Source organism: Streptomyces sp. NPDC001502, assembly GCF_042894785.1.
GTDB classification, from domain to species: domain Bacteria; phylum Actinomycetota; class Actinomycetes; order Streptomycetales; family Streptomycetaceae; genus Streptomyces; species Streptomyces kutzneri.
The window spans coordinates 1-20,028 of the sequence record NZ_JBIAVW010000007.1 but is presented as its reverse complement, the minus strand read 5'-3'; the positions used below and the strand labels follow the sequence as shown (position 1 = coordinate 20,028).

13 protein-coding genes, 1 tRNA gene and 1 rRNA gene are annotated in these 20,028 nt (G+C 70.7%); 3 read left to right on the top strand and 12 right to left on the bottom strand.

Features of this window, described 5'->3' with window-relative positions; translation table 11 throughout:
* Positions 1–143 precede the first annotated feature (143 nt).
* Positions 144–938: an Fpg/Nei family DNA glycosylase gene (locus tag ACFY0D_RS13710; RefSeq protein ID WP_390798530.1), complete on the top strand. Its 795-nt coding sequence runs from the start codon at positions 144–146 to the stop codon at positions 936–938.
* Between the two features lie 90 nt (positions 939–1,028).
* Positions 1,029–1,799 carry an SDR family NAD(P)-dependent oxidoreductase gene (locus ACFY0D_RS13705; protein WP_390798529.1) on the top strand — a complete coding sequence of 257 codons (771 nt, stop codon included), beginning with the start codon at positions 1,029–1,031 and terminating at the stop codon, positions 1,797–1,799.
* Here the strand turns inward: ACFY0D_RS13705 and ACFY0D_RS13700 are convergent.
* The 9 genes from ACFY0D_RS13700 to ACFY0D_RS13660 form a co-directional block, all read right to left on the bottom strand.
* Positions 1,747–2,022 carry a hypothetical protein gene (locus ACFY0D_RS13700; protein WP_390798528.1) on the bottom strand — a complete coding sequence of 92 codons (276 nt, stop codon included), beginning with the start codon at positions 2,020–2,022 and terminating at the stop codon, positions 1,747–1,749. The two genes, ACFY0D_RS13705 and ACFY0D_RS13700, sit on opposite strands and share 53 nt — an antisense overlap.
* A 143-nt stretch (positions 2,023–2,165) precedes the next feature.
* Positions 2,166–2,546 carry a helix-turn-helix domain-containing protein gene (locus tag ACFY0D_RS13695; protein ID WP_030012484.1) on the bottom strand — a complete coding sequence of 127 codons (381 nt, stop codon included), beginning with the start codon at positions 2,544–2,546 and terminating at the stop codon, positions 2,166–2,168.
* 109 nt (positions 2,547–2,655) lie between these two features.
* Positions 2,656–3,171, bottom strand: coding sequence for a CinA family protein (locus ACFY0D_RS13690; RefSeq protein WP_390798806.1), 516 nt, complete (start codon positions 3,169–3,171; stop codon positions 2,656–2,658).
* Positions 3,172–3,218: 47 nt separating this feature from the next.
* Positions 3,219–3,887: a CDP-diacylglycerol--glycerol-3-phosphate 3-phosphatidyltransferase gene (gene pgsA, locus ACFY0D_RS13685; protein ID WP_390798527.1), complete on the bottom strand. Its 669-nt coding sequence runs from the start codon at positions 3,885–3,887 to the stop codon at positions 3,219–3,221.
* Positions 3,884–5,374, bottom strand: a complete 1,491-nt coding sequence (gene rimO, locus ACFY0D_RS13680) for a 30S ribosomal protein S12 methylthiotransferase RimO (protein WP_390798526.1) — start codon at positions 5,372–5,374, stop codon at positions 3,884–3,886. The genes pgsA and rimO overlap by 4 nt, the downstream gene beginning before the upstream one ends.
* 126 nt (positions 5,375–5,500) lie before the next feature.
* The gene (locus ACFY0D_RS13675; protein WP_390798525.1) at positions 5,501–6,397 is read right to left on the bottom strand and encodes a helix-turn-helix domain-containing protein; all 897 of its coding nucleotides are present in this window, start codon (positions 6,395–6,397) and stop codon (positions 5,501–5,503) included.
* Between the two features lie 220 nt (positions 6,398–6,617).
* Complete coding sequence (locus tag ACFY0D_RS13670) at positions 6,618–9,413, bottom strand: DNA translocase FtsK (protein ID WP_390798524.1); 2,796 nt, start codon at positions 9,411–9,413, stop codon at positions 6,618–6,620.
* 115 nt (positions 9,414–9,528) lie between these two features.
* Positions 9,529–10,215, bottom strand: coding sequence for a two-component system response regulator (locus tag ACFY0D_RS13665; RefSeq protein WP_390798523.1), 687 nt, complete (start codon positions 10,213–10,215; stop codon positions 9,529–9,531).
* A gap of 274 nt (positions 10,216–10,489) precedes the next feature.
* Entirely contained in the window at positions 10,490–16,024 is a 5,535-nt protein-coding gene (locus ACFY0D_RS13660; protein ID WP_390798522.1) for a HAMP domain-containing protein, read from the bottom strand.
* 168 nt (positions 16,025–16,192) lie between these two features.
* Here ACFY0D_RS13660 and ACFY0D_RS13655 point away from each other — a divergent pair, with 168 nt between their 5' ends.
* Entirely contained in the window at positions 16,193–18,778 is a 2,586-nt protein-coding gene (locus ACFY0D_RS13655; protein WP_390798521.1) for a SpoIIE family protein phosphatase, read from the top strand.
* A 94-nt stretch (positions 18,779–18,872) separates the two neighbouring features.
* Here ACFY0D_RS13655 and ACFY0D_RS13650 read toward each other — a convergent pair whose 3' ends face one another.
* From ACFY0D_RS13650 to rrf, 3 genes are all read right to left on the bottom strand, one after another.
* Positions 18,873–19,487: an HdeD family acid-resistance protein gene (locus tag ACFY0D_RS13650; protein WP_390798520.1), complete on the bottom strand. Its 615-nt coding sequence runs from the start codon at positions 19,485–19,487 to the stop codon at positions 18,873–18,875.
* Between the two features lie 203 nt (positions 19,488–19,690).
* A tRNA-Thr gene (locus ACFY0D_RS13645) sits at positions 19,691–19,766 on the bottom strand.
* A 5-nt stretch (positions 19,767–19,771) separates the two neighbouring features.
* Positions 19,772–19,888, bottom strand: a 5S ribosomal RNA gene (gene rrf / locus ACFY0D_RS13640).
* Between the last annotated feature and the right edge of the window lie 140 nt (positions 19,889–20,028).

The window sequence follows — 20,028 nt, the reverse complement described above, 5'->3', positions numbered from 1 at the left end:
ACCGCCCGACCCCGGATCCGGCGAAGCCCCGCAGGCTTTCCGGCCGCGCTCCGCTGGCCCGCCGGTGCCGCGTGCGCGCCGCGCCCGGCCCCGCGCCCGGCGCCCGGCCCCGCACCGGCGGACAGCGGCGGCACAATGAATCCATGCCCGAAGGCGACAGCATCCGGCGCGTGGCGACCCGGCTCCACACCGCCCTCGCGGGCCGCGCACTCACCCGCAGCGACCTGCGCGTCCCCCGCTTCGCCACCGCCGACCTCACCGGCCGCGTCACCCTCGACGTCACCCCCCGCGGCAAGCACCTCCTCACCCGCTTCGAGGGCGGCCTCACCCTGCACAGCCACCTCCGGATGGACGGCGCCTGGCACGTCTTCGCCTCCGGCGAGAAGTGGCGCGGCGGCCCCGCCCACGAGATCCGGGCCGTCCTCGGCACGGCCGACCACACCGCCGTCGGTTACCGCCTCCCCGTCCTGGAGCTGATCCGCACCGCCGAGGAGGACCGGGCCGTGGGCCACCTCGGCCCCGACCTCCTCGGGCCGGACTGGGATCCGGCCCTCGCCGCCGCCCACCTCCTCGCCGCCCCCGAGCGCGCCCTCGGCGAGGCCCTGCTCGATCAGCGCAACCTCGCCGGGATCGGCAACATCTACAAGGCCGAGCTCTGCTTCCTGGCCCAGGTCACCCCGTGGACCCCGGTCGGCGCGCTCCCCGAGTCCGCTCTCCCCCGGCTGGCCGCCGCCGCCCACCGGCTGCTGTCCGCGAACACCGGCGAGCGGCCGGGCCCGCGCAACACGACCGGCAGCCGCCGCCCCGGGCAGGACCTCTTCGTCTACGGCCGTGCGCACCGCCCCTGCCTGCGCTGCGGCACCCCCGTCCGCGAGGCCCCCCAGGACGGCCGCCCCACCTACTGGTGCCCCCGCTGCCAGCAGGGCCCGACCCCCTGAGTCCGGTCCCGCATACCCTGCCACCGACGTCACGGACCCGACCCGCCCCATCGATTGACGGTCCGTCAGATACGGTCGTACGGTCCGGTCATGCCCACACCCACAGCCCCGTACGGACTCACCGGCCGCACCGCCCTGATCACCGGCGCCGCCAGCGGTATCGGCCGCGCCACCGCCGTCCTGCTCGCCGAGGCGGGCGCGCACGTGCACTGCGCGGACCGCGACGAGCAGGGTCTCGCCGAGACGTCCGCCCTCGTCGCCAAAGCCGGCGGCTCCGCCACCGTCCATCCCCTCGACGTCACCGACCGGGCCGCGCTCCGGGCGGCCGTCACCGCGGCGGGCCCGCTCGACATCACGGCCGCCATCGCCGGAGTCATGCACAGGAGCAGCGTCCTGGAGACGACCGACGAGGACCTCGACCGGATCCTGGACATCAATTTCAAGGGGGTCCTGCGCACCTGCCAGGAGGCCGCCCGTTCCATGATCGCGGCGGGCCGCCCGGGCTCGATCGTCACCATGGCCTCCGGAGCCGTGGACGCCGCCCAGCCCGGCCTGCTCTGCTACAGCGCCGCCAAGGCCGCCGTCGTCCAGCTGACCAAGACTCTCGCCACCGAGGCCGGCCCGCACGGCATACGGGTCAACGCCGTCGCGCCGGGCTGGATCCGCACCCCCATGACCGGACGCCACAGTCCCGAGGTCCAGCAGCAGACCGAGGCGGCGATGGTCCGCATGTCCCCGCTGCGCCGGGTCGGCGAGCCCGAGGACATCGCCCGGGCGGTGCTCTACCTCGCCTCGGACGCCTCGTCCTTCATGACGGGTCAGATCCTTCGCCCGAACGGTGGGGTGTCCATGCCCTGGTAGCCCCGCCGACCGCCCCCAGCGCCTTCCGCCGCGCCTTCCGCACCGGGCCCGGCACACAGTGCACCGGCAGCAGGCCCAGCCCCCAGCCGCCCACCGCCACCGCACCCTCCACGGCCCCGGACTCGGCGGGCGCCAGGATCAGCCGCAGCACGGCCCACCACCACAGCGCCCCCACCGTCAGCGCGAGGACCGACACCGCGGGTATGCGCAGCAACCGCCGCACGACTGCCTCCCAGGGGCCGGAACCCGGACGGCCCCATCCTCCCGCACCCCCCGCGCGCCCGCACCCAGAACGGCCGGGAGCCCCGGCCGGTGCACCAGGCACCGGCCGGGGCTCCGGCCACGCTCAAACACGCACGTGCTCGCTCACGCGGCTACGACATTCACCGCTTCCGCAGGCGCCTTGATGGTCACCCGCTCCGGTCCACCCGTGACCGAAGCCATGGAGACCGAATTGAGCATCGGGCGGACCGGCACACTCACCGGTTCGCTTGCCGCGGCCGACTGTGCCAGCTCGGCCAGCGACAGTTCGTCACTGACTTCGCGCATCAGCTCGGACATCCGTACGTCCAACGCGTCGCAGATCGCGGAGAGCAGCTCGGAGGATGCCTCCTTCTGCCCCCGCTCCACCTCGGAGAGATAGCCGAGAGAAACTCGGGCCGACGAGGAGACTTCGCGCAGAGTACGGCCCTGGCGCTGGCGCTGCCGACGCAGCACGTCACCCAGCAGGCGACGGAGCAGAATCATCGGTGGCTCCCTCCTCTGACCGTGTAGCCGCATCCTTCACGCCCCACCGTACCGCCTCGCGCCGCGGCCGTGCGGGGAGCGATGTCGTGTTCACTCAGGGCTGCAAACATCAAATCCCCCCGTTCTGTTCCGTATCCTGCCTCCGCGCATTCTCACGGAGTTGGTCCGAGAGAAGGCTGAGCACTGTGCGTGCACTCTCCCTACGGATTTCCGCGCGGGAGCCTTTCAACCTCAGACGGACCGTTTTCCTGCCCCCTGGACCGTCCACCGCGACGAAAACGGTGCCCACCGGCTGCCCGTCCTGCGGCTCCGGACCCGCCACCCCGGTGGTCGAGATTCCCCACGAAGCGCCCATCACGCGCCGCACGCCGGCCGCCATCTCGGCCGCGACCTGCGCGTTTACCGCACCTTCGGCTGCAAGCAGTCCCGCGTCCACCCCGAGGACCAGGTGCTTGATCTCCGTCGCGTACGCCGTGACCGAGCCCCGGAAGGACCGGGAGGCTCCGGGGACGGCCGTGAGCTCGGCGGCCACCATGCCGCCGGTCAGCGATTCCGCCACGGCGATCGTCTGGTCACTCTCCGCAAGCAGGCGCAGCGCATCCGCTGCCACTCCGGCCGCACCCACCGCTCCCGAAACGGCTTCCGCCGCCGGAAAATCCCCCGCCGCGTGGGTCACCGCGCGGCCCGCTCCGCAGCCCGCTCCTCGGCGAGACCCTGGCGGCGCATGACGACCGCCTGCCGGATGTAGTCCAAACCGGTGACGACGGTCAGCACGACGGCGATCGCCATCACCCAGAAGCGCATGGTCGCCAGCGCCCCGGTCAGTGCGAGTACGTACATGCCCACAGCCGTGCCCTGGGCCAGGGTCTTCAGCTTTCCGCCCCGGCTGGCCGGAATCACTCCGTAGCGGATGACCCAGAAGCGGAGCAGGGTGATCCCGAGCTCCCGTCCGAGGATCACCCCCGTCACCCACCAGGGGAGGTCACCAAGCCAGGAGAGACAGATCAGCGCCGACCCCATGATCGCCTTGTCGGCGATGGGGTCGGCGATCTTGCCGAAGTCCGTGACCAGGTTGTACGTCCGGGCCAGGTGCCCGTCGAAGATGTCCGTGATCATGGCCACGGCGAACGCCGCCCAGGCCCAGGCCCGCCAGGCCGGGTCGTAGCCGCCGTCGGCGAGCAGCAGCAGGACGAAGCCCGGCACGAGCACGAGCCGGATCATCGTCAGGATGTTGGCGATGTTCCACAGGCTGGCCTGATTGACCGCCGCGGCCCCCAGCTTCGCGCCGGGTACGGGCCGGCGGCCGGTCCCGCCCGCCGCAGATGCCGGGACTCCGGTCATCCGGCCGCCTCCTCAAGATCCATGCCGAGGGGCTCGGCCACCAGGTCCACGCCCAGGGTGCCGACCACCTTTGCCGTGACGATACGCCCGGGGACCAGGCCCGTGCTGTCCGTGAAGACCACCTGGCCGTCCGTTTCGGGTGCCTGGTGCGCGGCGCGCCCGTAGGCGCCCTCGCCGTCCTCGTCGACCGCTTCCACGGTCTCGACGAGCACTTCGAGGGTCTCCCCGATGCGCTCCTCGGCGCGCTGCGAGGTGAGCTCCTCGGCGAGCCGCTGCATGTGCGCGAGCCGCTCGGCGATGGTGTCCTCGTCCAGCTTGTGGTCGTAGCCGACGGCCTCGGTGCCGTCCTCGTCGGAGTAGCCGAAGATGCCGATGGCGTCGAGGCGCGCGTGGGTGAGGAAACGCTCCAGCTCCGCGAAGTCCGATTCCTTCTCGCCGGGGAAGCCGACGATGAAGTTGGAGCGGACGCCGGCCGTCGGGGCCTTGGAGCGGATGGTGTCCAGCAGCTCCAGGAAGCGGTCGGTGTCACCGAAGCGGCGCATGGCGCGCAGCACGTCGGGGGCCGAGTGCTGGAAGGACAGGTCGAAGTACGGCACGACCTTGGGCGTCGAGGTGAGTACGTCGATCAGGCCGGGCCGCATCTCGGCGGGCTGGAGGTAGCTGACGCGGACGCGCTCGATGCCGTCCACTTCGGCCAGCTCCGGCAGCAGGGTCTCCAGCAGCCGGATGTCGCCGAGGTCCTTGCCGTACGAGGTGTTGTTCTCGGAGACCAGCATGATCTCCTTGACGCCCTGCTCGGCGAGCCAGCGGGTCTCGCCCAGCACGTCGCTGGGGCGGCGGGAGATGAAGGAGCCGCGGAAGGACGGGATGGCGCAGAAGGAGCAGCGCCGGTCGCAGCCCGAGGCCAGCTTGACCGAGGCGACCGGGCTCTTGTCCAGGCGGCGGCGCAGGGGTGCGCGCGGGCCCGAGGCGGGCGCGAGCCCGTCCGGCAGGTCGGCGGGGGCCTCGGCGACCGGCTCCTGGGCGTGGCCCGGGAGGGAGACGTCGGCGGCCTGGCGCGCGGCCGGGCTGATCGGCAGCAGCTTGCGCCGGTCGCGCGGGGTGTGGGAGGCGTGGATGCCGCCGTTGAGGATGGTCTGGAGGCGGTCGGAGATGTCGGCGTAGTCGTCGAAACCGAGGACTCCGTCGGCCTCGGGGAGCGCTTCGGCGAGTTCCTTGCCGTAGCGCTCGGCCATACAGCCGACGGCGACGACGGCCTGGGTCTTGCCGTGATCCTTGAGATCGTTGGCTTCCAGCAGGGCGTCTACGGAGTCCTTTTTGGCGGCTTCGACGAAGCCGCAGGTGTTGACGACGGCTACGTCCGCATCGGCGGCGTCCTCGACGAGCTCCCAGCCATCCGCCGCCAAGCGGCCTGCGAGCTCCTCCGAGTCCACCTCGTTACGGGCGCAGCCAAGAGTGACAAGGGCGACGGTACGGCGTTCGGGCATGGACTCAAGACTACTTCGTCCCGGCGTCGGCCCCTGCCGCAAGTCCCCGTACAGCAAGATCCCCGGGGTGCGGCGCAGCACCCCGGGGATCCGGATTCAAGCCTTCCGCCCTAGGGCGGTCCCGCGTCAGCCCGCCTGCGGCTGGTCCTGGGCAGGGTCGGCCTTCGTGTATTTCAGACGCTCCACCTGACCCGGCTGGAAGTCGTCCTTGATCTCCTTGCCGTTCACGAAGAGCTTCACGGCCCCGGCGTCGCCGAGCACGAGGTCGACGGACTCCTTGTCCGTGAAGGTCTTGGACTCACCCTGCGTGAGGGTGCCGTCGAAGAGCAGCCGGCCGGTGGAGTCCTTCGCGGAGATCCAGCTCTCGCCCGTGTCGGCCGTCAGGACCACCGTGACGAGGTCCTTGGGCGCGGCGGCGATCGCACTGTCCGAGGGCTCCGGCTTGGGCGCCTGCGGGGTCTGCGGGGGCTGGGGGACCGGCTTGGCGCCGGTCTGCTTGGGTGCGGGCTTGGGGGAGGCGGAACCTTCCGCCACCGGGCGCTTGGCCTTCTCGTCGCCACCGCTGAAGGCGGTGAAGCCCACGAAGCCGATCACGGCGACGATGGCGGCGACCATGGCCGCGGTCCAGTTGGGCCGCTGCCGCTCGGGGCGGATCCGCTCGGCTTCGAACATCGGCGCGGCGGGCGTGGGTGCCGGCCGGCCGCCGTGGGCCGCGTCGTAGCTCTCGACCAGGGGTGCCGGATCGAGGTTGACGGCGCGGGCGAGCGTACGGATGTGACCGCGGGCGTAGACGTCGCCGCCGCACCGCGTGAAGTCGTCCTCTTCGATCGCGTGCACGATCGGGATGCGCACGCGGGTGGTGGAACTGACCTCGTCGACTGTGAGCCCGGCGGCGATCCGGGCCTTCTTGAGGGCCGTCCCGATGGACGGTCCTTCGACAGGACGTTCGACGATGCGGTCCTCGGACCGGTCGTCGGTCGAAGGCCGCTCTTCTTCGGGGGAGTTGGAGTTGCCGATGGACACGTGGGCGCCTTTCGAGCGTGTAGCCACCTGCTGGAAGTCCAGTCTAGGGGGGTGACGAAAGGGTGGAGCAACCGGAGGGTGCACTCCATACGCCATCCGAATGGCGAAGGGAGGTCATGCTCGGGTGCGGCGGCCCGGCGCTGTGAGCGATCTCGCGCGCCTACCGCCACCTCTCTTCAACTTGACGCGGGCCCAAGGGAAACGGTTGCCCGGAATTTCATTACGGATGGGCCTCGCCGCGGATGACCGCGAGCACTCCGTCCAGGTCATCGGCCTTCAGCAGGACGTCGCGCGCCTTCGAACCCTCGCTCGGGCCGACGATTCCCCGCGACTCCATGAGGTCCATGAGCCGCCCGGCCTTCGCGAACCCCACCCGGAGCTTGCGCTGGAGCATCGAGGTGGACCCGAACTGCGTGGAGACCACCAGTTCCGCCGCCTGGCACAGCAGGTCGAGGTCGTCGCCGATGTCCTCGTCGATCTCCTTCTTCTGCTTCTGCCCGACGGTGACGTCGTTCCGGAAGACGGGCGCCATCTGGTCCTTGCAGTGCTGGACGATCCCGGCGATCTCGTCCTCGGTGACGAAGGCGCCCTGCAGGCGGACCGGCTTGTTCGCGCCCATCGGCAGGAAGAGCCCGTCGCCCTTGCCGATCAGCTTCTCGGCGCCCGGCTGGTCGAGGATGACCCGGCTGTCGGCGAGCGAGGAGGTGGCGAAGGCCAGGCGCGAGGGCACGTTCGCCTTGATCAGGCCGGTGACCACGTCCACCGAGGGCCGCTGGGTGGCGAGCACCAGGTGGATGCCGGCCGCGCGGGCCAGCTGGGTGATGCGGACGATCGAGTCCTCGACGTCGCGCGGAGCCACCATCATCAGGTCGGCGAGCTCGTCGACGATCACCAGCAGGTACGGGTACGGGCTGAGCTCCCGCTCGCTGCCCGGCGGCAGTTTGATCTTGCCGTCCCGGATGGCCTGGTTGAAGTCGTCGATGTGCCGGTAGCCGAAGGCGGCCAGGTCGTCGTAGCGCAGGTCCATCTCGCGCACGACCCACTGGAGCGCCTCGGCGGCCCGCTTGGGGTTGGTGATGATCGGCGTGATCAGGTGCGGGATGCCCTCGTACGCCGTCAGCTCGACCCGCTTGGGGTCCACGAGGACCATCCGGACGTCCTCCGGGGTGGCCCGGACCATGACCGAGGTGATCAGGCAGTTGATGCAGGAGGACTTGCCGGAACCGGTGGCACCGGCGACCAGCACGTGCGGCATCTTGGCGAGGTTGGCCATGACGTAGCCGCCCTCGACGTCCTTGCCCAGCGCGACCAGCATCGGGTGGTCGTCCTCGGCCGCGTCCGCGAGGCGCAGCACGTCACCGAGGTTGACCATCTCGCGGTCGGTGTTCGGGATCTCGATGCCGACCGCGGACTTGCCCGGGATCGGGCTGATGATCCGGACGTCCGGCGAGGCCACCGCGTAGGCGATGTTCTTGGTCAGCGCGGTGATCCGCTCGACCTTGACCGCGGCGCCCAGGGTGACCTCGTACCGGGTGACCGTCGGCCCCCGGGTGAAGCCGGTGACGTCCGCGTCGACCTTGAACTCGGTGAACACGTTCCGCAGCGAGGCGACCACCGCGTCGTTGGCGGCGCTGCGGGTCTTGCCCGGCCCGCCCTTCTCCAGCAGGTCCAGCGAGGGCAGGGCGTACGTGATGTCCCCGCGCAGCTGGAGCTGCTCGGCGCGCGGCGGCAGCGCCTGGGTCTGCGGCGGGGCCTTGGTCAGGTCGGGCACCGACAGCGTCCCGGAGGCCGCGGCGGTGGTGGCGTGCGGCGGCCCGGCGGCCGGTTCGGAGGCGCTCTCGGGGGCGCTCGCCGGGGTGGTGTCCGGTACGGGACGCTCCGCGCGGGCGGTCGGCACCGGAGCGGTGAGCTCCGCGCCGTCGCGCTCGACGGCGATCCCCTGCGTGAGGTCGGCGACGAGCGGGGAGGGCGGCATTCCGCCGTAGACCACCCCGTCCAGCGCGGCGGCGGCCGCCGCGGCCACGTCGACGGCGTCCATCCCCCGCTCCATGGCGGGCCGGGCCGGGGTCCTGCGCGGCCTGCGCCGCCGGGCGAGCGCTTCCTCCTCGGCCTCGTCCGCCGGGTCGCCGGAGCCCTCACCGGCTCCGCCACGGGCCCGCCACTGCTCCGGGTCGTGCCGCTCGCCGGCGGCGCCCGCGTCCTCGCCGTAGCCCTCGTCGTACTCGTTCGGGGCGATGATCCCGAGCCGGATGCCGAGCCTGCGCAGCCGCTGCGGGATCGCGTTGACCGGGGTCGCCGTGACCACGAGCAGCCCGAAGATCGTGAGCAGCACCAGCATGGGCACGGCCAGCGGCGCGCCCATGGTGAAGATCAGCGGCTTGGAGGCGCCCCAGCCGATGAGTCCGCCCGCGTTCTGCATCGCGGTGGTGCCCTCGTCCCGGCCGGGCGCCCCGCAGGCGATGTGGACCAGGCCCAGGACGCCGATGACGAGGGCGGACAGCCCGATGCCGATGCGGCCGTTGGCATCGGCCTGCTCGGGATGACGGATGAAACGCACCGCCATGACGCCGAGCAGGATCGGCACGAGCAGATCCAGCCGTCCGAAGAGACTGGTGATCAGCATCGTGACCAGATCCCCGACGGGACCGCTCAGATTCGACCAGGTACCGGCGGCGACGATCAGCGCGAGGGCGAGGAGCAGCAGCGCCACGCCGTCCTTGCGGTGCGCGGGGTCGAGGTTCCTGGCCCCCTGACCGATCCCGCGGAAGACAGCGCCGACCGCGTGCGCGCAGCCCAGCCAGACGGCGCGCACCAGCCGCACCACGCCCCCGGTCGGGGAGGGCGCGGGCTTGGCCGCGACCTTCTTGACCGGGGCCCGCTTGGCGGCCGCGGCCTTCTTGGCCGGGGCCTTGCGCGCGGGCGCGGCCTTCTTCGCCGGCGCCGTCGTACGGCCGGTGCGGCCCTTCGCGGTGCCCGCGGTGCTCTGGGAACCCTTACCGGACGTACGTGAGGCCATGGGCCCGAGGTTACCGGTGCGCGCGCCGGTGGACACGCGTGCCCACCCCTTCACCCGTTCGTGTCGTCGGCTCCGTAGGCGCTTTGACACACCGCCAGTACCGACCCGCGCACGGTCAGTTCTGCGCGGGCAGGACCGAGGCCCCTCCGGCCGTCCCGGGCTCCAGCGCGTCGAGTGCCCGCCGCAGCCCGGTGAGTTTGCGTTCCAGGTGCGCCGCGGTCGCCACCACGCCGGCGTCGGCGGAGTCCTCGCCGAGCTGCTTGGTGAGCGCCTCGGCCTGCTCCTCGACGGCCGCGAGCCGCGCGGAGAGCTCGGCCAGCAGTCCGGCCGTCTCCTTGCTCGCGTCCACGCCGTTGGAACTGTTGCCACCCTCCAGCTGGAGCCGCAGCAGAGCCGCCTGCTCGCGCAGTTGGCAGTTCTTCGTGTACAGCTCCACGAAGACCGAGACCTTGGCCCGCAGCACCCACGGGTCGAACGGCTTGGAGATGTAGTCGACCGCACCCGCCGCGTAACCGCGGAAGGTGTGGTGCGGACCGTGGTTGATCGCGGTGAGGAAGATGATCGGGATGTCCCGGGTCCGTTCCCGCCGCTTGATGTGCGCGGCGGTTTCGAATCCGTCCATGCCCGGCATCTGGACATCCAGCAGGATGACCGCGAAATCGTCCGTCAGCAGCGCTTTGAGCGCTTCCTCCCCCGACGACGCCCGGACCAGTGTCTGATCGAGCGCGGAGAGGATGGCCTCCAGCGCCAGCAGATTCTCCGGCCGGTCGTCGACCAGGAGGATCTTGGCCTTCTGCACCATGCCCTGTCCTCCTCGCCCCGGCATGGGGCCTCCCCGGCTCCGGGCTCCGGCCTGTGCGCCGGGCCCCGCCCCAGAGGACGGCATCCTTGCGCCGTCCGTCCTTGTGCCGGTCATCGTAGCCCCAGTCCCGAGATCGCCACACCCTGTCACCAAGATGTCACTGTGCACGAAGCGGAAACGCGGTGGGAGAGCAGAAGGTTCCCCGTTCACAGCCCTCTCACACCGCTCCGGGCGCAGTGGGTCGGCGATCGGCGCCCTTCCGCTCTCCCGGCGATCACTTGCCGCGCATCCACTGCTCCATCACCGACAGCAGGTAGTCCGGATCGACCGGCTTGGTGACGTAGTCGGAAGCACCGGAGTCGATCGCCTTCTCCCGGTCCCCCTTCATCGCCTTCGCCGTCAGCGCGATGATCGGCAGCCCGGCGAACTGCGGCATCCGCCGGATCGCCGAGGTCGTCGCGTACCCGTCCATCTCGGGCATCATGATGTCCATCAGTACGACCGTCACATCGTCGTGCTGCTCCAGGACTTCGATTCCCTCCCGCCCGTTCTCCGCGTACAGCACGGCCAGTCCGTGCTGCTCCAGCACGCTGGTGAGCGCGAAGACGTTGCGGACGTCGTCGTCGACGATGAGCACCTTCTCGCCGTGGAAGTCGTACGTCCGGGGCACCACCGGAAGCTCCTCGTCCGCGCTGCCCCAGCCGTCCTCGGCCCCCACCACGTTCGGCTGGCCCGGCACCGCCGTACGCGGCTCCAGATCGCTCGCCGCCTTGCGCCGCCGCCGGAACAGCGCGGCCCCGCCGCCCTGCCCCTGCCCGGCCGGCTCGGCCGCCGACAGCGCCGGCCGCACGGGCTGCGCCTGCACCGACGGCATGGCCGCCGGCCCGGCCTGGGTGCCCGGCAGCACCGGCCGGCCCGCGGCCGGCGACCTGCGGTACAGCTCCCCGCGGGCGCCACCGGGGGTCGGCGGCGCGTACCCCTGCGGAGGCAGCTCGCTCGGGTGCAGCGGCAGGTACAGCGTGAAGGTGGACCCGCGGCCGGGCTCGCTGGCCGCGTGGATCTCCCCGCCCAGCAGCCGGGCGATCTCCCGGCTGATGGACAGCCCCAGCCCGGTGCCGCCGTACTTGCGGCTCGTCGTCCCGTCCGCCTGCTTGAACGCCTCGAAGATCACCAGCATCTTGCTCGCGGCGATCCCGATCCCGGTGTCGGTGACCGAGAAGGCGATCAGGTCCGCGTCCGCCTCCCGCAGCGAACCGGCCTCCAGCAGCTGCTCGCGGATCGCGGTGGGCACATCGGCGCCGGCCGGCCGGATCACCAGCTCCACCGCCCCGGTGTCGGTGAACTTCACCGCGTTGGACAGCAGGTTGCGCAGCACCTGGAGCAGCCGCTGCTCGTCGGTGTGCAGCGTGGCGGGCAGCTCCGGGGAGACCCGTACCGAGAAGTCCAGGCCCTTCTCCGCCGTCAGCGGCCGGAAGGTCGCCTCCACGTAGTCCACGAGCTGGACCAGCGCGATCCGGGTCGGCGACACGTCCATCTTCCCGGCCTCGACCTTCGACAGGTCGAGGATGTCGTTGATCAGCTGCAGCAGGTCAGAACCCGCGCCGTGGATGGTCTCGGCGAACTCCACCTGCTTCGGCGAGAGGTTCCCCTCCGCGTTGTCGGCGAGCAGCTTGGCCAGGATCAGCAGCGAGTTGAGCGGGGTCCGCAGCTCGTGCGACATGTTCGCCAGGAACTCGGACTTGTAGCGCATCGAAACCGCGAGCTGCTCCGCGCGCTCCTCCAGGACCTGCCGGGCCTCCTCGATCTCGGTGTTCTTCACCTCGATGTCCCGGTTCTGCTGGGCCAGCAGCTCGGCCTTCTCCTCCAGCTCCGCGTTGGCGGCCTGCAGCGCCTTCTGCCGGTTCTCCAGCTCGTCGGAGCGCTCGCGCAGCTGCTCGGTCATCTCCTGCGACTGCTTCAGCAGCATCTCCGTCTTGGAGTTGACGCTGATGGTGTTGACGCTCGTACCGATCATCTCGGCGATCTGGCTGAGGAAGTCCTTCTGGATCTGGGTGAAGGGCGTGAAGGAGGCCAGCTCGATGACGCCGAGCACCTTCCCCTCGAAGAGCACCGGCAGCACGATCACATGCGCCGGCGGAGCCTCGCCCAGCCCCGAGGAGATCTTCAGGTAGCCCGGCGGGGTGTTCTCGACGAGGATCATCCGCTTCTCCTCGGCGACCGCCCCGATCAGCCCCTCCCCCGGCCGGAAGGAGATGGGCATCTGGCCGCCCGCGTACGCGTAACTCCCGCGCATCCGCAGCTCGTACGAGCCGTCCGCGCCCCCCTCCGTCCCGATCTCGGTGGTACCGCCGGCCGGCAGCGCCAGGAAGAAGGCGCCGTGCTGCGCGGAGACCACCGGGGTCAGCTCGCTCATGATCAGCGAGGCCACGTCGTCGAGCTCCCGGCGGCCCTGCATCAGGGCCGAGATCCGCGCGAGGTTGCCCTTGAGCCAGTCCTGCTCCTTGTTGGCCAAGGTGGTGTCGCGCAGGTTCGCGATCATCGTGTTGATGTTGTCCTGGAGGACCTGGATCTCGCCCGCCGCGTCCACGTCGATCTTCAGGTTGAGGTCGCCGCGGGTCACCGCGGTGGCCACGGCCGCGATCGCGCGCACCTGCCGGGTGAGGTTGCCGGCCATCTCGTTCACGGACTCGGTCAGGTCCCGCCACGTGCCGTCGACGTCCCGGACCCGGGCCTGACCGCCCAGGATGCCCTCGGTACCCACCTCGCGGGCCACACGGGTGACCTGGTCGGCAAAGGAGGACAGCTGGTCGACCATCGTGTTGATGGTGGTCTTGAGCTCCAGGATCTCGCCGCGGGCATCGATGTCGATCTTCTTGGTCATGTCGCCCTTGGCGATGGCGGTCGTGACCATGGCGATCTGCCGCACCTGACCGGTGAGGTTGGAGGCCATGAAGTTCACCGAGTCGGTGAGGTCCTTCCACGTCCCCGAGACGCCCGGCACGTGCGCCTGGCCGCCGAGGCGGCCCTCCGTACCCACCTCGCGGGCCACCCGGGTCACCTCGTCCGCGAACGAGGACAGCGTCTTCACCATCGTGTTGACGGTGTCGGCGAGCTGCGCGACCTCGCCGCGCGCCTCGACCGTGACCTTCTTCGTCAGGTCGCCGTTGGCGACCGCCGCCGAGACCTGCGAGATGTTGCGCACCTGGGAGGTCAGGTTGTTGGCCATCAGGTTGACGTTGTCGGTCAGGTCCTTCCAGATGCCCGTCACCCCGCGCACCCGGGCCTGGCCGCCGAGGATGCCCTCGGAGCCCACCTCGCGCGCCACCCGCGTCACCTGCTCCGCGAAGGACGACAGCTGGTCCACCATCGTGTTGACGGTGGTGACCAGTTCGAGGATCTCGCCCTTGGCATCGACGGTGATCTTCTTGGAGAGGTCGCCCATGGCCACGGCCGTGGTCACCTCGGCGATGTTGCGCACCTGGGACGTCAGGTTGTTCGCCATGAAGTTGACGGACTGGGTGAGGTCCTTCCAGGTACCGGACACCCCCTTCACCTCCGCCTGGCCGCCGAGGATGCCCTCGGTACCCACCTCACGCGCCACCCGCGTCACCTGCTCCGCGAAGTTCGAGAGCTGGTCGACCATGGTGTTGAGGGTGTTCTTCAGCTCCAGGATCTCGCCCCGGGCGTCCACGTCGATCTTCTGCGACAGGTCACCGCGCGCCACCGCCGTCGCGACCTGCGCGATGTTGCGCACCTGCGAGGTCAGGTTCCCGGCCATGCCGTTCACGGAGTCCGTCAGGTCGCGCCATACGCCGGCCACCCCGGGCACCTGCGCCTGACCGCCCAGCCGGCCTTCGGTACCCACGTCCCGGGCCACCCGGGTCACCTGCTCGGCGAAGGCCGAGAGCTGGTCGACCATCGTGTTGATGGTGTTCTTCAGCTCCAGGATCTCGCCCCGGGCGTCCACGTCGATCTTCTGCGACAGGTCGCCCCGCGCCACCGCCGTCGTCACCTGGGCGATCTGGCGCACCTGCGAGGTCAGGTTCCCGGCCATGAAGTTGACGGAGTCGGTGAGCTCCTTCCAGGTGCCGGACACCCCCTCCACCCGGGCCTGGCCGCCGAGACGGCCCTCCGTACCCACGTCCCGCGCCATCCGCGTGACCTGGTCGGCGAAGGAGGACAGCTGGTCCACCATCGTGTTGACGGTGTTCTTCAGCTGGAGCATCTCGCCGGAGACGTCCACGGTCACCTTCTGCGAAAGGTCACCGTTGGCGACCGCCGTCGTCACCTGGGCGATGTTGCGCACCTGCCCGGTGAGGTTGCGGAAGGCGGTGTTGACCGAGTCGGTGAGGTCCTTCCACGTCCCGGCGGCCCCCGGCACCTGTGCCTGGCCGCCCAGTTCACCCTCGACGCCCACCTCACGGGCCACACGCGTCACTTCCGCGCCGAAGGAGGACAGCTGGTCCACCATCGTGTTGACGGTGTTCTTCAACTCCAGCATCTCGCCGGCCACGTCGACCGTGACCTTCTGCGACAGGTCGCCGTTCGCCACCGCCGTCGTCACCTGCGCGATGTCCCGCACCTGCGTGGTGAGGTTGCGGAAGACCGTGTTCACCGAGTCGGTCAGGTCCTTCCACGTCCCCGCCGCCCCCGGCACCTGCGCTTGGCCGCCGAGCAGACCCTTGGCCCCGACCTCGCTGGCCACGCGCGTGACCTCGTCCGCGAAGGTCCGTAGCGTCTCGGTCATCTGATTGATCGTTTCGGCCAGCTGCGCCACCTCGCCGCGCGCGCTGACCCGTACCTTCTGCGACAGATCGCCGTTCGCGACCGCCGTGGTCACCTGCGCGATGCCGCGCACCTGGGCCGTCAGGTTCCCGGCCATGGTGTTGACCGAGTCGGTCAGGTCCTTCCACACACCCGCGACCCCGGGCACCTTCGCCTGGCCGCCCAGCTCGCCCTCGGTACCCACCTCGCGGGCGACGCGGGTCACCTCGGAGGAGAAGGACGACAGCTGGTCCACCATCGTGTTCACGGTGTTCTTCAGCTGGAGCATCTCGCCGGCCACGTGCACCGTGACCTTGCGCGACAGATCGCCCTTGGCGACCGCCGTCGTGACGAGAGCGATGTCACGCACCTGAGCGGTGAGCCGGTACGCCATCGTGTTGACGGAGTCGGTCAGATCCTTCCAGGAACCCGACATCCCACGCACCTGGGCCTGACCGCCGAGCTTGCCCTCGGTACCCACCTCCAGCGCCACGCGCGTCACCTCGTCGGTGAACGCCGACAGCTGGTCGACCAGGTTGTTGACCGTGCGCCCGACCTTCAGGAACTCCCCGCGCAGCGGATGCCCGGCCCCCTCGGCCGCCTGCGTCCGCAGATCCATCCGCTGGTCCAGATCGCCCTCGGCCACCGCCGACAGCACCCGGCCCACCTCGGACACCGGCCGGGCCAGATCGTCCACCAGCTGGTTCGAGGCATCGATCGCAGCCGCCCAGGAACCCTCACAGGCACCCGTTTCCAGCCGTTCGCTCAGCTTGCCCTCGCGGCCCACCATCCGCCGCACCCGGGACAACTCCCCGGTCAGGTGGAGATTGCGGTCGGCGACCTCGTTGTAGACGGCGGCGATCTCCGCCATCACGCCCTCGCCGGACACCGTCAGCCGCTTGCGGAAATTCCCGTCCCGCATCGACACCAGGGCCGTGAGCAGCCGGTTCAGTGCGGCGGTATCGACCTCCGTCGTGCCACTGCGCCGGGAACGTCCGCCCTTCGGCCGCGTTCCCGTACGCCGTACCGCTGCGCCAGACTCCACCGTGTCCCTCCCGAAAGGGTCGACCACTTTTCCACCGGACGCCTGACTCGTCACAAGCCGGCTCTGCAAGCCTGCCCAGTGTTTCACCCTGGCCGAACCCGGCCATAACACTTCGGCACCATCGCACACCCGCCGTACCCTGCGGGTGGAATCCCCGACGACGGCACCATGCCGACCGCGAAGGTAAGTAACCTGGCACCCGATGTCCAACCGCGTCGAAGGAGACTCGTGATCACGGCACGGGCGGCTGCCAGCTTCGATCCCCTCGGGCGCTCGGTCGCCGCCGCCCGCGGGTTCGTCCGCGACACCCTGCACGGCTGGGGCTTCGCGGACATCGTCGACGACGCGGTGGTCCTCACCAGCGAGCTCGTCACCAACGCCGTGGTCCACGCCGGCACCCGGGCCGAGGTCCTGTGCCTGCGCGCCGAGGGCGGCGTACGGGTCGAGGTCGCCGACCGGTATCCGGAGCGTGAGCTCCCGCTCCAGCACCCCGGCGAGCGCCCCTATGCCGACCCCGACCGCGAGAACGGCCGCGGCCTGATGCTCTGCGCCGCCCTCGCCACCCGCTGGGGCGTCGAGTACACCGCCACCCACAAGCACGTGTGGTTCCGCCTGGACCTGCCAGACCGGCCGGTCGGTACCCGCTCCGCGGGCCCCGTCGTCCCCGACCAGCTGCTGCCCCTGGCCGACAGCCGGGTCCGCGTCGCCGTCCTCCAGATCGACTCGGCCGACTCCATCTCCGCCTGGAACGACGACGCCGAGCACATCTTCGGCCACCCCGCCGAGAAGGCACTCGGCCGCCCGCTCGCCGAGCTCGCCGCCTGGCCCCAGACCCCCGGCACCGGAACCGGCATCGCCGAGGCCCTGCGCCTGTCCCGCTGGGAGGGCAGCTACGGCGTCCGCGGCGCCGACGGCCGCGTCATCCCCGTCTTCGCCTCCCACCTGCGGGTCCGCGACGCCCACGGCGAACCGTCCATCGTCTGCCTCCTCGTCCACGACGACGAGCGCGCCCTGCTCCAGACCCCGGTACGGGTGCCCACCTCCGACAGCGGCCACTTCACCGATCCCCGCCCCACGGACCCCTTCGAGGTCTTCATCGGCTCCCCCGCCCCCGACGACCTCGACGGGCTCCTCCAGCGCACCGTGGAGCGCGCCCGCGACCTCCTCGACGCCGACGCCGCCTTCCTGCTGCTCGCCACCGACGACGAGACGGAGCTGGAGGTCCGCGCCACCACCGGCCTGCCCTCCACCCGCCAGCGCTTCGCCCGCGTCCCCGTCGAGGCCGGCACCAACCGCTACGGCTCCGCCCGCATGCCCGCCGTCCACGACGACCTCATCGCCTCCCCCGGAGCCGTGCCGCTCCTGGAGGCCACCGGCATGCGCTCCGCCGTCACCGTCCCCCTCAAGGTGGAAGGCCGCCTCACCGGCTCCCTCGGTGTCGCCGCCGAGACCCCCGGCCGCTACTCCAACGAAGAGGCCCTGCACCTCCAGTTCGCCGCCGACCGCATCGCCCTCGCCGTCGAGTCCGCCCGACTCGGCGAACTGGAACGCCTGCGCCGCGGCTCCCTCTCCTTCCTCGTCGAAGCCTCCGACCTGCTGGCCGGCACCCTCGACCGGGACCAGACCCTGGCCCTGATGGCCCAGATGACCGTCCCGACCCTCGCCACCTGGTGCGCCGTCTACACGATCGCCGACCAATCCTCCGACCCGTACCTCTCCTACGTCCTGCACGAGGACGAGGAGCGCATCGACGGCCTCAAGGAGCTGCTCTCCCGGGTCAGCCCGCCCGAGCCGGTCCGCGAGGCCGGCGCCCGCCCGTGGGCCGAGGCGACCCTCGCGGTCGGCGGCGAGACCGTGGTCCTCCCCCTCCTCGCCCGCAACCGCGTGATCGGCATGCTCACCCTCGGCAAGCCGCGCGAGGAACACTTCCGCCAGGAGATCCTCGAACTCGCCGAGGACCTCTCCCGCAGGGCCGCCCTGGCCCTGGACAACGCCCGCCTCTACTCCGAGCGCACCGCGATCAGCCGCTCCCTCCAGCGCAGCCTGCTGCCGCCCGGCTCTCCCGCGATCCCCGGCATGGAGGTCGAGGTCATCTACCGCGCGGCCGGCGAGGGCAACGAGGTCGGCGGAGACTTCTACGACGTCTTCCCGATCCGCGACGGCGCGTACGGCTTCGCCATCGGCGACGTCTGCGGTACGGGCCCGGAAGCTGCCGCCGTCACCGGCCTCGCCCGGCACGCACTGCGCCTGCTGGCCCGTGAGGGCCTCGGCGGCCCGGCCGTACTGGAGCGGCTCAACGCGGCCATCCTCGACGAGGGCGCCCGCAGCCGCTTCCTCACCCTCCTCTACGGCGAGCTGCACCCCCAGCCCGACGGCGGCGCCCTGATGAAGGTGGTCTGCGCGGGCCACCCGCTGCCGCTGCGCCTGCGCCCGAACGGCCAGGTCGACGCGGCCGCGGACCCGCAGCCGCTGCTGGGCGTGATCGAGGACCTGGACCTCTACGAACAGACCCTCACCCTCGACCCCGGCGATGTACTGCTCTGCGTCACCGACGGAGTGACCGAACGCCGCGAGGGCACCCGCATGCTGGGCGACGACGGCCTCGCCGAGGTCCTCACCACGTGTACGGGCCTCACCGCGGGCGCGGTCGCCTCCCGTGTCCTGCGCGCCGTGGAACGCTTCGCCGCAGAGCCCGCGTCGGACGACATGGCGATCCTCGCCTTCCGCGTCCCGGAACAGCGCACGGGCGAATAGGCGAACAGCCGGCGCGTGTCTCCGCAAGAAACCTGGGCTCGGCGTGCGCCGAGCCCAGGTTCAGGAGAGTACGAGTACGTCGGCGCCCGCCGGGTCACCCCGGACGGGCCGGCGTGACCCGGCGGGTGGCGGAACGCAGTGCGAAGGCCATCACCAGCTCGAACACGCCCAGCAGGACGAGCCAGAGTCCGAGCAGCCGGGTCAGGGCCACCGCGGAGTCCACCGGGAAGCAGAGCACGACGATTCCGGCGACGGCGCCGAGAGCACCCAGGCCGAACTGCAGGCCCCGGTGCACGAGCGTGTGGTCGGCGATCGCGGTGAACGCCATGAGCACTCCGGACAGCAGCCAGAACACTCCGATGATCAAGCTCAGCGCGCCGATCGTCTGCATCGGATGACGCAGCACCAGCACGCCTGCCAGGAACGCGAGCATGGCGATCAGGACACCCGCCAGCCTGCTGCCCCCGTCGCTGCTGTGCGAAAAGGCGGTGACGAACCGGAAGGCGCCCGCCACCAGGAACTGCAGACCGATGATGACGGCCAGGATGTGCAGCGTCTCGTCCGGCCAGACGAGCACCAGGATGCCGGGGATCAGGGTCGCGAGGGCGAAGCCGAGCGCCCAGTGCCACGTACTTCCGATGTGCTTGAGGACGTCCTCGGGGTCGCCCTGCGTGTGCTGTGGTGCCGCTGCGTCGGGGGGTACGGTCATCACGCCTCCTGGGCCAGCCGAGCGGCCCGTGGGGGCACCTCGAAGCCGCCGGACGTACCTTATCTACCCTTCACATCCATGGTAGGCAGCTCGGCTACGGCCCGCCCCTCCGGCCCTCGGCGGCCCTGCCGGCCGTACGGCAGGAGCGTGTCCGTGCCGGAAAACAAAAAAGGCCCCCGCCAATTGGCGGGGGCCTTTTTCAGTGGAGCCCTTTAACGGAATCGAACCGTTGACCTTCTCCTTACCATGGAGACGCTCTACCGACTGAGCTAAAAGGGCGGGTTGTTCGGCGGCGTCCTACTCTCCCACAGGGTCCCCCCTGCAGTACCATCGGCGCTGAAAGGCTTAGCTTCCGGGTTCGGAATGTAACCGGGCGTTTCCCTAACGCTATGACCACCGAAACACTATGAAATTTGAACGCTGGCATGAACACAGCTGTTCGTTATTTCAGAACTAACACAGTGGACGCGAGCAACTGAGGACAAGCCCTCGGCCTATTAGTACCAGTCAGCTTCACCCGTTACCGGGCTTCCACATCTGG

Coding starts and splice junctions, on each gene's coding strand:
- ACFY0D_RS13710 (WP_390798530.1), top strand. CDS start 144: ATGCCCGAAGGCGACAGCATCCGGCGCGTGGCGACCCGGCTCCACACC.
- ACFY0D_RS13705 (WP_390798529.1), top strand. CDS start 1,029: ATGCCCACACCCACAGCCCCGTACGGACTCACCGGCCGCACCGCCCTG.
- ACFY0D_RS13695 (WP_030012484.1), bottom strand. CDS start 2,546: ATGATTCTGCTCCGTCGCCTGCTGGGTGACGTGCTGCGTCGGCAGCGC.
- pgsA (WP_390798527.1), bottom strand. CDS start 3,887: ATGACCGGAGTCCCGGCATCTGCGGCGGGCGGGACCGGCCGCCGGCCC.
- rimO (WP_390798526.1), bottom strand. CDS start 5,374: ATGCCCGAACGCCGTACCGTCGCCCTTGTCACTCTTGGCTGCGCCCGT.
- ACFY0D_RS13670 (WP_390798524.1), bottom strand. CDS start 9,413: ATGGCCTCACGTACGTCCGGTAAGGGTTCCCAGAGCACCGCGGGCACC.
- ACFY0D_RS13665 (WP_390798523.1), bottom strand. CDS start 10,215: ATGGTGCAGAAGGCCAAGATCCTCCTGGTCGACGACCGGCCGGAGAAT.
- ACFY0D_RS13655 (WP_390798521.1), top strand. CDS start 16,193: ATGCCGACCGCGAAGGTAAGTAACCTGGCACCCGATGTCCAACCGCGT.
- ACFY0D_RS13650 (WP_390798520.1), bottom strand. CDS start 19,487: ATGACCGTACCCCCCGACGCAGCGGCACCACAGCACACGCAGGGCGAC.